The organism is Bifidobacterium sp. C0047B3 (assembly GCF_056590535.1).
On sequence record NZ_JBWPWH010000004.1, the window covers coordinates 52,424 to 65,183 of the forward strand.

Annotated in this window: 16 protein-coding genes; all 16 read left to right on the forward strand. The window is 47.7% G+C overall.

The window, feature by feature from the left end; all coding sequences use genetic code 11:
• Positions 1-5: 5 nt before the first annotated feature.
• The 16 genes from AC1EKT_RS05020 to rpsQ all read left to right on the forward strand — a co-directional run bounded on the left by AC1EKT_RS05020 (position 6) and on the right by rpsQ (position 12,670).
• Positions 6-632: an AbrB family transcriptional regulator gene (locus AC1EKT_RS05020; protein ID WP_415687221.1), complete on the forward strand. Its 627-nt coding sequence runs from the start codon at positions 6-8 to the stop codon at positions 630-632.
• Positions 633-640: 8 nt separating this feature from the next.
• Positions 641-2,815, forward strand: coding sequence for a 4-alpha-glucanotransferase (gene malQ, locus AC1EKT_RS05025; protein WP_481616176.1), 2,175 nt, complete (start codon positions 641-643; stop codon positions 2,813-2,815).
• Between the two features lie 256 nt (positions 2,816-3,071).
• Positions 3,072-3,521 carry a 50S ribosomal protein L13 gene (gene rplM / locus AC1EKT_RS05030; protein WP_004129067.1) on the forward strand — a complete coding sequence of 150 codons (450 nt, stop codon included), beginning with the start codon at positions 3,072-3,074 and terminating at the stop codon, positions 3,519-3,521.
• A gap of 17 nt (positions 3,522-3,538) precedes the next feature.
• Positions 3,539-4,027 carry a 30S ribosomal protein S9 gene (gene rpsI, locus AC1EKT_RS05035; protein WP_421784667.1) on the forward strand — a complete coding sequence of 163 codons (489 nt, stop codon included), beginning with the start codon at positions 3,539-3,541 and terminating at the stop codon, positions 4,025-4,027.
• Positions 4,028-4,393: 366 nt separating this feature from the next.
• On the forward strand, positions 4,394-7,099 hold the full coding sequence (gene adhE, locus AC1EKT_RS05040; protein WP_421784665.1) for a bifunctional acetaldehyde-CoA/alcohol dehydrogenase: 2,706 nt from the start codon (positions 4,394-4,396) through the stop codon (positions 7,097-7,099).
• Between the two features lie 322 nt (positions 7,100-7,421).
• Complete coding sequence (rpsJ, locus tag AC1EKT_RS05045; RefSeq protein ID WP_003808013.1) at positions 7,422-7,730, forward strand: 30S ribosomal protein S10; 309 nt, start codon at positions 7,422-7,424, stop codon at positions 7,728-7,730.
• 16 nt (positions 7,731-7,746) lie between these two features.
• Positions 7,747-8,397, forward strand: coding sequence for a 50S ribosomal protein L3 (rplC, locus tag AC1EKT_RS05050; RefSeq protein ID WP_004105519.1), 651 nt, complete (start codon positions 7,747-7,749; stop codon positions 8,395-8,397).
• A gap of 5 nt (positions 8,398-8,402) precedes the next feature.
• A complete protein-coding gene (gene rplD, locus AC1EKT_RS05055; protein WP_004105517.1) occupies positions 8,403-9,068 on the forward strand; it encodes a 50S ribosomal protein L4 in 666 nt (221 codons plus the stop codon).
• Between the two features lie 5 nt (positions 9,069-9,073).
• On the forward strand, positions 9,074-9,370 hold the full coding sequence (gene rplW, locus AC1EKT_RS05060; protein WP_004105515.1) for a 50S ribosomal protein L23: 297 nt from the start codon (positions 9,074-9,076) through the stop codon (positions 9,368-9,370).
• Positions 9,371-9,404: 34 nt separating this feature from the next.
• The gene (rplB, locus tag AC1EKT_RS05065; RefSeq protein ID WP_116712248.1) at positions 9,405-10,235 is read left to right on the forward strand and encodes a 50S ribosomal protein L2; all 831 of its coding nucleotides are present in this window, start codon (positions 9,405-9,407) and stop codon (positions 10,233-10,235) included.
• 15 nt (positions 10,236-10,250) lie between these two features.
• Positions 10,251-10,529 carry a 30S ribosomal protein S19 gene (gene rpsS / locus AC1EKT_RS05070; RefSeq protein ID WP_004114357.1) on the forward strand — a complete coding sequence of 93 codons (279 nt, stop codon included), beginning with the start codon at positions 10,251-10,253 and terminating at the stop codon, positions 10,527-10,529.
• A 16-nt stretch (positions 10,530-10,545) separates the two neighbouring features.
• Entirely contained in the window at positions 10,546-10,905 is a 360-nt protein-coding gene (gene rplV / locus AC1EKT_RS05075; protein WP_004105510.1) for a 50S ribosomal protein L22, read from the forward strand.
• Between the two features lie 2 nt (positions 10,906-10,907).
• On the forward strand, positions 10,908-11,726 hold the full coding sequence (gene rpsC, locus AC1EKT_RS05080) for a 30S ribosomal protein S3 (protein ID WP_004574090.1): 819 nt from the start codon (positions 10,908-10,910) through the stop codon (positions 11,724-11,726).
• A 4-nt stretch (positions 11,727-11,730) separates the two neighbouring features.
• Complete coding sequence (gene rplP, locus AC1EKT_RS05085; RefSeq protein WP_004109684.1) at positions 11,731-12,150, forward strand: 50S ribosomal protein L16; 420 nt, start codon at positions 11,731-11,733, stop codon at positions 12,148-12,150.
• A complete protein-coding gene (gene rpmC / locus AC1EKT_RS05090; protein WP_004105502.1) occupies positions 12,150-12,401 on the forward strand; it encodes a 50S ribosomal protein L29 in 252 nt (83 codons plus the stop codon). The genes rplP and rpmC overlap by 1 nt, the downstream gene beginning before the upstream one ends.
• Positions 12,402-12,403: 2 nt before the next feature.
• Complete coding sequence (gene rpsQ / locus AC1EKT_RS05095; RefSeq protein WP_004114365.1) at positions 12,404-12,670, forward strand: 30S ribosomal protein S17; 267 nt, start codon at positions 12,404-12,406, stop codon at positions 12,668-12,670.
• The last annotated feature ends 90 nt before the right edge of the window (positions 12,671-12,760 follow it).

The following is a 12,760-nucleotide window of genomic DNA, read 5'->3' on the forward strand; positions in this document are numbered from 1 at the left end:
ATTTCATGGAAAAAACTAATGAAAAAGCAAACACTACTGACGATTTATCTTATGAACCTTTAACTGCTGTATACGAGCATTTGCGACATAGCGAGGATTCAGCTGAACTCCATGAATTTGCTAGGAGAGAATTACCGGATCGATCAGATCAAGCGGCATTTTCTAGAGCTACTTCCTTGCTCGAAGCAGTTGCAGGTAATATCAATACTCCAGAAGAAGACCGTATTTATTTAGCTACAGAAATGCCTTTCCCAAACATATTAGTGAAACTTTCTGAAGATTCTGCTGATAAAGTGCGTTTGGCTGTTGCTGAAAATAAAAATGCTAAAAATTGGTTAGTTGGAAGACTTACTAAAGATTCATGTAACGCAGTTAGAAATGCTGCATTATGCAATCCAAAAGCTTCTTGGAAAATGCGTTTAGAGGGTGCGCAATCAGATGGAATAAGTGCTGAAACACTGAAATATTTAGCCTCCCTCGGTGTTAGTGCAGAAGAAAACGCTCCGGTTGTGTTAGCTTCCATGGTACGAAGAGCTGTTGCGCTAAATCCTGGTGTTCCACAAAACGTGCTGCAAGAATTATGCAACGATAAATCTGAAGATGTGTCATTAGCGGCACGCAGTCGTTGCTAACGCGAATAATGGAGCGTATGGATAATACAACAGATGAAGAAGTAGCAATGAAGCCATTACACCGTCTTGCTGAATTAATGGGCGTTGGCGTGAGTTTTATTGGTTCGGATAATCAAAAACACGAGATTCAAGATAACGTATTAGTTTCTGTTTTAGGCGCATTAGGCGTAGACGCTTCTAGCGATGCTGCAATAGAAAAATCTACAAACGAAGTTTTAGCGTGTCGTCACGGACGCATTATTGCGCCAACTATTTTGCACACTGTTGGAAAATGCGATGAAGTAACTGTGAATACTGGAATTCTTGAGTATCCAGTGGCAACTATTACGTTGGAAAATGGCGAACAGTATGAGGGTGAATTAGAAATCGTGCCTAACGATAATACCACCGCATACCCTGTAAATGGCAAGTTTGTAGCTACGTCTTCAATTAAAATTCCTGAAGATGTGCCAATGGGTTATCACACATTGCGTGTAACGGTTGGTGAGCGACAAGAAGAAGCAACGCTTATTAGCGCTCCAGAAAGCATTGATACGCTTAATTCCTTGGAACCAAATGGAGAACAGCTTTGGGGATGGATGGCACAACTTTACTCAATCCGTTCTTCAAAGTCTTGGGGCGTTGGCGATTTTGCTGATTTGGCAACTCTTCTTACTGAAGCTAAGCAAAAAACTGGTGCTGACTTTGTGTTAATAAACCCAATGCACGCAGGTGAGCCTGTAACTCCGCTTACTCCATCTCCATACTTGCCTGTTGCTAGAGGAATGGTAAACGTAACGTATATTCGCCCAGAAAGTATTCCTGAGTACGAAACGTTAAACGATAAAACGCGCAAAGAAATTGAAAATCTGCATGGACAGGTTGAGCCACTTAACAATGACGCGCAAATAATAGACCGTGATTCCATGTGGCGTGTAAAAATGCGCGCATTGTGGCTGATTTTCAAAGCTGGTATGTCTGAAGATCGCGCTCGCATTTTTAATGAGTTTAAGCATGAGATGGGTGACAGGCTTGAATCTTATGCCACTTGGTGCTTGTGCTACGACAAGTGGGGTGCTCCAAAGGGTGACGATTGCTGGGAGAAAACTCTTACTAAGGATTCTGATCAAGTTCGCGAATTAGCTAATCGTTTCCCAGATACTCTTGAGTTTTATCGTTGGCTTGAGTGGGTTGCTTTTACGCAATTGCATGATGCTCAAGTTGCTGCACGTAAAGCTGGTATGAAAATCGGCATTATGTCTGATATGGCTGTTGGAGTGCATCCTGCAGGATCTGAAGTTTGGTGGAATCCGGAGCGATTTGCTAACGGAGCTACTGTTGGTGCTCCGCCTGATTACTTCAATCAGCAAGGTCAAGATTGGTCTCAGCCACCTTTGCATCCATTTGAGCTTGAGCGTACTGGTTTTAAAACATACCGAGATATGGTTCATGGAATGTTTGCTTCAGCAGGTGCTGTCCGCATTGACCATATTCTTGGACTTTTCCGCTTGTGGTGGATTCCAGAAGGTTCGGCTCCAAGTGGTGGTGCTTACGTTTACTACGATGCTGACATTATGCTCGGCATTTTGGCAATCGAAGCCGATCGCGCTCACGGTGTAGTTGTTGGCGAAGATTTGGGTGTTTTGCCTGCAAATGCTTTGGAAGTGTTGCGCAAGAAGGCTGTGCTTGGTTGCACTGTTGAATGGTTCGAAGAGCGTGATGGCGAGTTCCGCACTCCAGATAAGTGGCGCGAAATGACGCTTGCTTCCGTCAATACGCATGATTTGCCTCCTGCTGCCGGCTATTTGCGCTATGAGCAAGTTAATATTCGTGAGCGTTTGCACTTGCTTACTGGTTCTGTTGAAGAATTCCGCGCTGGCGCTGAGGCAGAGCATCGTGCAATGATGCGAATGCTGGTCAAAGGCGGTTATTTGGATGCTCAATTGCTTGAAGATGAAGAAGCTCACACTCAGGAGATTATTGAGGCATTGTATCGCGCTTTGAAGGATGCTCCTTCGCGTTTGCTTGCTGCTTCTTTGGTTGATGCAGTTGGGGAGTATCGTACGCAAAATCAGCCTGGAACGAATGACGAGTATCCAAATTGGCGTATTCCGTTAGCTGATGGTGAAGGCAATCCTGTGTCTTTGGACAATATGTTTGATTTGCCTCGAGTGAAGTCGCTTTCAGCAATTATGAACGCGTGACGTTTTGTAATTCGTTTTGTAATTCGTTTTGCGATTCGTTTTGTAATTCGTCGCAGCCTTATATAAAATATACATTTGCAAGTAGTCGCCACTTGGCGATATACTTGCAGATTGTTGTGTTTCCCTAAGGGGTCCTTCAAAGCGCTTTTCCCACTCGCCATCGAGGACTTTCAGGGAGCCCACGGATTATGAGTAAAATATTTTCTATAAACCAAGAAAATATACACTCGAAACACAATAGAGAAAAGGTACGATTGTGAAGACTTTCACACCGAAACCAGCAGATTTAACTCATGACTGGTACATCATCGATGCCACTGACGTGGTACTTGGTCGTTTGGCCTCTCAGGTAGCAATTTTGCTGCGTGGTAAGAATAAGCCAACGTTTGCTCCTCATGCTGATTCTGGCAATCACGTTATTATTATTAACGCTGAAAAGATTGCTTTGACTGGCAATAAGTTGAGCAAGGAACTGTATTCCCACTCTGGTCGTCCAGGCGGCCTTCGTCGTGATAGCTATGAAGAGCTTTTGGAGAAGAATCCAAAGCGTATCATCATGGCTGCTGTAAAGGGCATGCTTCCAAAGAATCGTCTTGCTAAGGTGCAGCTTGACCGCCTTCGTGTGTTCACTGGCGCTGAGCATCCGCACACTTCGCAGAAGCCACAGGTCTTCGAGATCGCTCAGGTCTCTCAGCAGGCTAAGTGAGATCAAGGAGAATAGATATGGCAGAAAATAACAACTCCGCGGTTCTTGAGAACGAAGAAGAACTGACTAACTACACCACTGAAACTAACGCTGGTGCAGGCACTGGTACTTCCGCCATCGAGCCAGGCTACGGCACTGGTCGTCGTAAGGAAGCTGTTGCTCGCGTGCGCTTGGTTCCAGGCTCCGGCAAGTGGACTATCAATGGTCGCACTTTGGAGGAGTACTTCCCATCTCGTTTGTTGCAGCGCGAAGTGAATTCACCAATCGTGTTGCTCAAGCTTGAAGGCAAGTTTGATGTTGTAGTCCTCGTTGACGGTGGTGGTACCACTGGTCAAGCTGGTGCTATTCGTTTGGGTGTTGCTCGTGCATTGAATGCTATCGATCGCGATGCAAACCGTGTTGCTTTGAAGAAGGCTGGCTTCTTGACTCGCGACGCTCGCGTTGTGGAGCGCAAGAAGGCTGGTTTGCACAAGGCACGTCGTGCACCTCAGTTCTCGAAGCGTTAAGTTTCGCGAATTTATATTTGCAAATGGCTCCTGGTTTTGCTGGGAGCCATTTTTTGTATTTTTATTATTTATTAAATTAAATTAAATTTGTTTAGTAAATGTTATAAATAGTGTGTAACTAGCCGTTAAAATTGACATTCTAGAAAAATTCATCTATTAATCGAACATAAATCATTACAAATAAGAACAAATAACGAACAGTAGAGGATAAAGCTCGCTCATAAATAGCGCAACTCGCTTCAAAGATGCGAAAGTACAGCAAAGAGGCTAAATTGTGACTTGTATCACATATTTAGCGGTGAATACTAAATTAGTCTGCTAATGAGTCTATTGATACCGCTGGTGGAACTATCGAGGAGGATACTCATGGTTGAGGCACAACACCAAGCCGAAACTGGCAAAACTGCTAGTGCTGATGACATTGCGTTAGCTGCTCAAAATGAAGTTGATCAACTTGTTGAAAAAGCAACTGTCGCTTTGGATGAGTTTGAGAAGCTTAATCAGCAACAAATCGATCATATTGTTGCTAAAGCTTCAGTGGCAGCATTGAATAAACATTTGGTTCTTGCAAAGTTGGCTGTCGATGAAACAGGCCGTGGCTTAGTAGAAGACAAAGCTACAAAAAATATCTTTGCATGCGAACATATTACGCATTATCTAGCAGGTCAAAAAACAGTTGGTATTATTCGCGAGGATGATGTCCTCGGCATTGACGAAATTGCTGAGCCGGTTGGTATTGTTGCAGGCGTAACTCCAGTTACGAACCCAACTTCTACAGCTATTTTTAAGTCGCTTATTGCGCTTAAGACTCGTTGCCCAATTATTTTTGGATTCCATCCTTTCGCGCAAAAGTGCTCTTCTGAAGCAGCTCGAATTGTTCGCGATGCTGCTGTGGCTGCTGGCGCGCCAAAAGATTGCATTCAATGGATTGAGCATCCTTCAATTGAAGCTACCGGTGCATTGATGAAACATCCAAAGATCGCAACTATTCTTGCAACAGGCGGTCCTGGAATGGTTAAAGCAGCGTATTCTTCAGGAAAACCTGCTCTTGGTGTTGGTGCTGGAAATGCTCCTGCATATGTCGATAGCGACGTTGATATTGCGCGCGCTGCAAACGATTTAATTCTTTCAAAGCATTTTGATTACGGAATGATTTGTGCAACAGAGCAAGCAATTATTGCGCACAAGGATGTGTATGAGCCATTACTTCGCGAATTGAAGCGCAGGAAAGCATATTTTGTTAACGCTGACGAAAAAGCTAAGCTTGAACAATATATGTTTGGATGCACTGCATATTCTGGAAATACGCCAAAACTTAATTCCGTTGTTCCTGGTAAGTCTCCGCAATATATTGCGCACGAAGCTGGATTTGAAATTCCAGAAGATGCTGTGATTTTGGTTGCTGAGTGCAAAGAAGTTGGCGAAATGGAGCCGCTTACTATGGAAAAGCTCGCTCCTGTACACGCAATGCTTCGCGCAGAAAATAAGGAACAAGGCTTTGAGATGTGTGAGCAGATGCTTGTACATGGAGCTGGTCACACTGCTGTAATTCACACAAATAATCAAGATCTTGTGCGCGAATATGGCGTTCGTATGCATGCTTGCAGAATTGTTTGGAATTCTCCTGGATCTCTTGGTGGCGTTGGAGATATTTACAACGCGATTGCCCCTTCGCTTACTCTCGGATGCGGATCTTATGGTGGAAATTCCGTTTCTGGCAACGTACAAGCTATAAATCTTCTTAATATTAAGCGTATTGCACGAAGGAATAATAATATGCAATGGTTCAAGATTCCGGCTAAAACTTATTTTGAGCCGAATGCTATTCGTTATTTGAGGGATATGTACGGCGTTGAGCGCGCAGTTGTTGTGTGCGATAAGGTTATGGAGCAGCTTGGCGTAGTCGATAAGATTATCGACCAGCTTCGTGCTCGAGATAATCGCGTTAGTTTCCGTATTATTGATTACGTTGAGCCTGAGCCAAGCGTTGAAACGGTTGAGCGTGGAGCCGCAATGATGCGTGACGAATTCCAGCCAGACACAATTATTGCTGTTGGTGGCGGTTCTCCAATGGATGCTTCTAAGATTATGTGGCTTATGTATGAGCATCCGGAGATTTCTTTCGCTGATTTGCGAGAAAAGTTCTTCGATATTCGTAAGCGCGCATTTAAGATTCCGCCTCTTGGTAGCAAAGCTAAGCTTGTTTGCATACCAACTTCTTCCGGAACTGGCTCTGAAGTTACGCCTTACGCTGTTATTACAGATCACAAGACTGGATACAAGTATCCTATTACGGACTACGCTTTGACTCCAACGGTCGCAATAGTCGATCCTGTTTTGGCTCGTACGCAGCCTCGTCGTTTGGCGTGTGATTCTGGTTTTGATGCATTAACTCATGCTATAGAAGCTTATGTTTCTGTTTACGCAAATGATTTTACGGATGCTATGGCTTTGCATGCTTCGAAGCTTATTTGGGAAAATCTCAACGATTCTGTGAATTGCGAAGATTCTCAGCGCAAGATTGAAGCGAAAGAAAAAATGCATAATGCAGCTACTATGGCTGGAATGGCGTTTGGCTCTGCATTCCTCGGAATGTGCCACGCTATGGCTCATACTATTGGTGCTTTGTGCCATGTTGTACACGGTCATACAAACGCAATTTTGTTGCCTTACGTTATTCGATATAACGGTCAAATTCCGCAAGAGCCAACTAGCTGGCCAAAGTACAACCGCTATATTGCGCTTGAGAGGTATCAGGAGATCGCTAAGAATCTTGGTGTAGATCCTGGTAAAACTCCTGAAGAAGGCGTTGAAAATCTTGCTCGCGCTGTTGAAGAGTATCGAAATGAAAAGCTTGGAATGGACGCTTCGTTTAAGGCTTGTGGCGTAGACGAAGAGTACTACTGGTCGATACTTGACAATATTGGCATGCGTGCTTACGAAGATCAGTGTGCGCCTGCAAATCCTCGTATTCCGCAAATTGAGGATATGAAGGATATTGCTATTGCTGCATATTATGGTGTTTCTCAAGAAGAAGGCCATCGCATGCGTTTGGAGCGTGAAGCGGCGTAATTATTTGCGTATTTAGTTAATAATGGCAGAAGCTCAACTAATTGTAGTTTCTGCCATTTTTTGTTGGAAAATAGCCGACACGCCCGGTTTTTAATAATCGAAGGTTGATGGTTTAATTACTTAGTTGCCTGTTTTAAGGCTCGCATATTGTAATTAAAAAAAGCGAGCGCGGAAGCAAAAACTTTGAATCGAAATCTTTTTGTATGAATAGGTTTTTGATGCCGCGCACTGATGTGGAATTACCCTAGGGGTTTATTCTCGCCGGTGCCCTTGAATTCAGGTTGGTAAACAGTAAACGAATCGCTAGAAAGGGCGGACGGCAATGGCGGGACAGAAAATCCGCATCAGGCTTAAGTCCTATGACCATGAGGTCATCGACCAATCGGCGAAGAAAATCGTCGAGACGGTGACGAACGCGGGCGCCACAGTAGTGGGTCCGGTTCCTCTGCCGACCGAGAAGAACGTGTTTGTTGTTATCCGTTCTCCTCATAAATACAAGGATTCTCGCGAGCATTTCGAGATGCGCACTCATAAGCGCCTCATTGACATCGTAGATCCAACGCCAAAGGCTGTGGATTCTTTGATGCACATTGACCTGCCTGCGGATGTAAACATCGAGATCAAGCTGTAGGAAGGGGGAGAAAGTAATGTCGCAGAATAAGAATCGCACTGCATTGCTCGGCCGCAAGCTGGGTATGTCGCAGGTTTGGGATGAAAACGGCTTCTTCGTCCCCGTAACTCTGGTTGAAGTTGCTACTAACGTAGTTACCGCTGTAAAGACTGTAGAGTCTGACGGTTATTGCGCAGTACAGCTCGGTTATGGCCAGATTGATCCTACCAAGGTGACTAAGCCATTGGCTGGTCATTTTGCAAAGGCTGGTGTAACTCCTCGTCGTCACCTCGCTGAGGTGCGCACCGAGAACGCAGCAGATTATCAGCCAGGTCAGGAATTGACTGCTGAATTGTTCGCTGAGGGTTCTGAAGTAGATGTCACTGGCACTACCAAGGGTAAGGGCTTTGCTGGCACTATCAAGCGTTGGGGCTTCAAGTCCTATCGCCGTACTCACGGCTCGCACAAGAACGAACGTCGCCCAGGTTCTGTGGGCGCTTGCGCAACTCCAAGCCGCATTTTGAAGGGCAAGCGTATGGCTGGTCGCATGGGTCATGTGACTTCCACCGCGCTTAACCTCACCATCGTTTCTTCGGATGTCGAGAACGGCATTCTCGCTATTAAGGGCGCTGTTCCAGGTCCTAAGGGCGCAATCGTTCTCGTCCGTTCGGCAGTGAAGGGAGCCTGATAATTATGGCAAACGTAACTCTGAACGTCACTGATACTAAGGGCAATGCAAGCGGAACCGTTGAAGCTCCTGCTGAAATTTTCGGCATCTCCAACGAAGACGTTTTAGCTCACGGCCCACTGGTTCATCAGGTCGTAATCGCTCAGCTTGCTGCTGCTCGTCAGGGCACCCATGCTGTGAAGAATCGTGCTAATGTTTCCGGCGGCGGTAAGAAGCCATGGAAGCAGAAGGGCACCGGTCGTGCTCGCCAGGGTTCCATTCGTGCTCCACAGTGGGTACATGGTGGCGTTGTTCATGGTCCAGTTCCTCGTAAGTACGATCAGCGCACCCCGAAGAAGATGAAGGCAGCTGCTCTTCGTTATGTTCTTTCGGATCGTGCAAATGCTGGACGTATTGCTGTAGTTGACTTTGGTATTAAGGATGTTCCATCCACCAAGACAGCTGTTGCAGCACTTACCCCTGTGACCAATAACCAATTCACTACTGTTGTTCTTTCTCGTGAGAACATCAATGAGTGGATGTCTGTACGCAACATTCCAACTGTTCACGTGATCTTCGCTGATCAGCTCAACACTTACGATGTTGTTACAGCTCAGTACGTCGTCTTCTCCAAGGAAGGCTTCGAAGCCTTCGTTGCTGCTAAGACCGAGCCTGTCGTTAAGGAGGCCTGATTTAAATGGTCGCAGTCCATAACCCAGCACATGACGTAATTCTTAAGCCAGTTGTTTCTGAAAAAAGTTATGCAGCTTCTGATCGTGGTCAGTACACTTTCGTAGTGGCTCCAGATGCTAACAAGGTTCAGATCAAGCAGGCTATCGAAGAAATCTTCAAGGTCAAGGTGACAAACGTTAACACTTTGAACCGCGCTGGCAAGTTGAAGCGCTCTCGCACCGGTTTCGGCCGTCGTGTGAACCAGAAGCGCGCTATTGTCACCGTGGCTGAAGGTCAAACGATTGACATCTTTGGTAACTGAAGGCTAGCCGAGAAAAGTAAAGGAATACTATATTATGGCTATCCGCGTTTATAAGCCGACGACTGCAGGCCGTCGTAACGCTTCGGTTTCGGATTTTGCCGAGATCACGCGTTCTACGCCTGAAAAGTCGCTGGTACGCAAACTCAGCAAGACTGGTGGTCGTAACTCTTACGGCCGCATGACTTCTCGCCATCGCGGCGGCGGTCACAAGCGTCAGTATCGTCTCATCGACTTCAAGCGTTGGGACAAGGATGGCGTGCCAGCAAAGGTCGCTCATATTGAGTATGACCCTAATCGTTCCGCTCGCATCGCTTTGTTGCATTACGCAGACGGTGAGAAGCGTTACATTATCGCTCCTGAAGGCATTGCCCAGGGTGATGTTATTGAGACCGGCGCTCAGGCTGATATTAAGCCAGGTAACAACCTGCCTCTGAAGAATATCCCAACCGGTACCGTGGTTCACGCAATTGAGCTTCGTCCACTTGGTGGTGCGAAGATTGCTCGTTCCGCTGGTGCTGCTGTTCAGCTCGTCGCTAAGGATGGTGCTTATGCGCAGTTGCGTATGCCATCTGGCGAAATTCGTAACGTGGACGCTCGTTGCCGCGCTACTGTTGGCGAAGTAGGTAACTCTGATCACGCCAATATCGAGCTTGGTAAGGCAGGTCGCGCACGTTGGCTTGGTCGTAGACCAATCACCCGAGGCGAATCCATGAACCCTGTGGACCATCCACATGGTGGTCGCACCCGTGGTGGTAAGCCACCAGTTTCTCCATGGGGCAAGGGCGAGGTTCGTACACGTCGTCCAAAGAAGGCTTCGAACAAGATGATTGTTCGTCGTCGCCCGAATGGTAAGAACCGCAAGTAAGGGAGTGTCGAATAGATGACTCGTAGCATCAAGAAGGGCCCTTTCGTCGACGCCCACTTGCAGAAGAAAGTCGACGAGCAAAACGACAAGGGTACGCACAATGTCATTAAGACTTGGTCGCGTCGTTCGATGATCACTCCTGATTTCATTGGACACACCTTTGCCGTACATGATGGCCGCAAGCATGTGCCGGTATTCGTTACCGAAGCCATGGTTGGTCATAAGCTCGGTGAGTTCGCCCCGACCAAGACCTTTAAGGGTCATGTGAAGGACGACAAAAAGGCACGCCGCTAAAGGAGAGTTAGGACACATGGAAGCTAAAGCAATCGCTCGTCACGTCCGCGTGACGCCGCGCAAGGCTCGCCGCATGGTCGACCTCATCCGAGGCAAGCGTGCAAGCGAAGCTATTACCATTTTGAAGTTTGCTCCTCAGGACGCATCATTGCCGGTGCGCAAGGTTCTTGAAAGCGCGATCGCTAACGCTCGCGTTAAGGCTGAAAAAGCCGGTGAACCATTCCGTGAGCAGGACTTGGTCATCAAGGAAACCTATGTGGACGAGGGTGTAACGCTTAAGCGTTTCCGTGCTCGTGCACAGGGTCGCGCTGCGCGCATTAACAAGCGCACAAGCCATATCACTGTTATCGTCTCGCTTAAGGAAGGAGCCCGCTAAAGATGGGTCAGAAGATCAATCCTTTCGGCTATCGCCTGGGCATCACCGAGAATCATCGCTCTAAGTGGTTCTCTGACTCCAACAAAGCTGGCGAGCGTTATCGTGACTTCGTCCTTGAGGATGACAAGATTCGCAAGGAAATGAGCCATGACCTCGAGCGTGCTGGCGTATCTCGTATCGTTATCGAGCGCACTCGTGATCGCGTTCGTGTAGATATTCACACTGCTCGTCCGGGTATTATCATCGGTCGTCGTGGCGCTGAAGCTGAGCGCGTTCGCGCAAAGCTCGAGAAGCTCACAGGCAAGCAAGTACAGCTCAACATCTTCGAAGTGAAGAACGCTGCACTTGACGCTCAGTTGGTTGCTCAGGGAATTGCGGAGCAGTTGACAAACCGTGTTACATTCCGTCGTGCTATGCGTAAGGCACAGCAAGATGCAATGCGTGCAGGTGCCAAGGGTATCCGTATCAAGCTCTCCGGTCGCCTTGGTGGCGCCGAAATGAGCCGCTCTGAGTTCTATCGCGAGGGTCGCGTTCCACTGCAGACCCTTCGTGCCTTGATTGATTACGGCTTCTTTGAAGCTAAGACCACATACGGCCGTATCGGCGTAAAGGTCTGGATCTACAAGGGTGATATGACCGAGCGTGAGTTCGAAGAGCAGCAGGCTCAGCAGGGTAAGCGTGAAGGTCGTCGTGGTGGCGATCGTCGCCCACGTCGTGGCGCACGTCCTGCTAACCAGCAGAAGGCTGCTGAAGCACAGGCTGAAAAGCCAGCTGAAGCTGCAGCTGCTGAAGCTCCTGCCGCAACGGAAACGAAGGAGTGAGCAGATGCTTATCCCAAAGAGGACTAAATATCGTAAGCAGCACCGTCCTACCCGTAGCGGCATGTCTAAGGGTGGCACCGAGATCGCTTTCGGCGATTTTGGTATTCAGGCGCTGGCTCCGGCTTACATCACTAACCGACAGATCGAGGCAGCTCGTATCGCAATGACTCGCTACATTAAGCGTGGCGGTCGTGTGTGGATTACGATCTTCCCAGATCGTCCATTAACCAAGCACCCGCTTGGTGCGCGAATGGGTTCCGGTAAGGGTGCTCCAGAATTCTGGATTGCCAACATCCACCCAGGACGCGTAATGTTCGAGATCGGTGGTGTTTCTGAGGACATCGCTCGCGAGGCTTTGCGCCGCGCTATCGATAAGCTCCCAATGAAATGCCGTGTTATTGCGCGTGAAGGCGGTGACATCTGATGCCAGTCGGAACTGCAGACTACACCATCAAGAATTTGAACGAGAAGACAAATGCTGAGATCGAAGGCTTCTTGAAGAAGTCTAAGGAAGAGCTATTTAACTTGCGCTTCCAGGCAGCAACTGGTCAACTCGAAAACAGCGCTCGCCTCAAGGCGGTCAAGCACGACATTGCCAGGATGTATACTATCCTGCGTGAGCGTGAACTCGGCATCAGCCAAGAGCCTGGCGCCACTGAGGTCAAGGAGAAGTAAGCATGGCTGAGAACCAAGAGCGCAACTTCCGCAAGGTTCGTCGCGGCTACGTCGTGTCCGAGGCCATGGACAAGACAATCGCCGTTGAGCTGGAGCAGCGTTCGACACACCCGCTTTACGGTAAAGTCGTTCGCTCCACCCGCAAGGTCAAAGCCCATGATGAACACAACGAGGCACATATTGGCGACCTCGTGAGTATTATGGAAACTCGGCCACTGAGCAAGACCAAGCGTTGGCGTCTCGACTCGATTATCGAGCGCGCCAAGTAAACAAGTTCGGCAAGGCTCCGCGCTTCACCTGTGTCTGCTAATGTGGTAGACACAGGTGAGTGGGGAGAACCAGCTCGGCTAAGGAGAATC

Excerpts from the sequence above, each read along its gene's own strand:
- rpsC (WP_004574090.1), top strand. The coding sequence starts at position 10,908 with ATGGGTCAGAAGATCAATCCTTTCGGCTATCGCCTGGGCATCACCGAG.
- rplD (WP_004105517.1), top strand. The coding sequence starts at position 8,403 with ATGGCAAACGTAACTCTGAACGTCACTGATACTAAGGGCAATGCAAGC.
- rplP (WP_004109684.1), top strand. The coding sequence starts at position 11,731 with ATGCTTATCCCAAAGAGGACTAAATATCGTAAGCAGCACCGTCCTACC.
- malQ (WP_481616176.1), top strand. The coding sequence starts at position 641 with ATGGAGCGTATGGATAATACAACAGATGAAGAAGTAGCAATGAAGCCA.
- rpsI (WP_421784667.1), top strand. The coding sequence starts at position 3,539 with ATGGCAGAAAATAACAACTCCGCGGTTCTTGAGAACGAAGAAGAACTG.
- rplC (WP_004105519.1), top strand. The coding sequence starts at position 7,747 with ATGTCGCAGAATAAGAATCGCACTGCATTGCTCGGCCGCAAGCTGGGT.
- rpmC (WP_004105502.1), top strand. The coding sequence starts at position 12,150 with ATGCCAGTCGGAACTGCAGACTACACCATCAAGAATTTGAACGAGAAG.
- rplB (WP_116712248.1), top strand. The coding sequence starts at position 9,405 with ATGGCTATCCGCGTTTATAAGCCGACGACTGCAGGCCGTCGTAACGCT.
- rplW (WP_004105515.1), top strand. The coding sequence starts at position 9,074 with ATGGTCGCAGTCCATAACCCAGCACATGACGTAATTCTTAAGCCAGTT.
- rpsS (WP_004114357.1), top strand. The coding sequence starts at position 10,251 with ATGACTCGTAGCATCAAGAAGGGCCCTTTCGTCGACGCCCACTTGCAG.
- rpsJ (WP_003808013.1), top strand. The coding sequence starts at position 7,422 with ATGGCGGGACAGAAAATCCGCATCAGGCTTAAGTCCTATGACCATGAG.
- AC1EKT_RS05020 (WP_415687221.1), top strand. The coding sequence starts at position 6 with ATGGAAAAAACTAATGAAAAAGCAAACACTACTGACGATTTATCTTAT.
- rpsQ (WP_004114365.1), top strand. The coding sequence starts at position 12,404 with ATGGCTGAGAACCAAGAGCGCAACTTCCGCAAGGTTCGTCGCGGCTAC.
- adhE (WP_421784665.1), top strand. The coding sequence starts at position 4,394 with ATGGTTGAGGCACAACACCAAGCCGAAACTGGCAAAACTGCTAGTGCT.
- rplV (WP_004105510.1), top strand. The coding sequence starts at position 10,546 with ATGGAAGCTAAAGCAATCGCTCGTCACGTCCGCGTGACGCCGCGCAAG.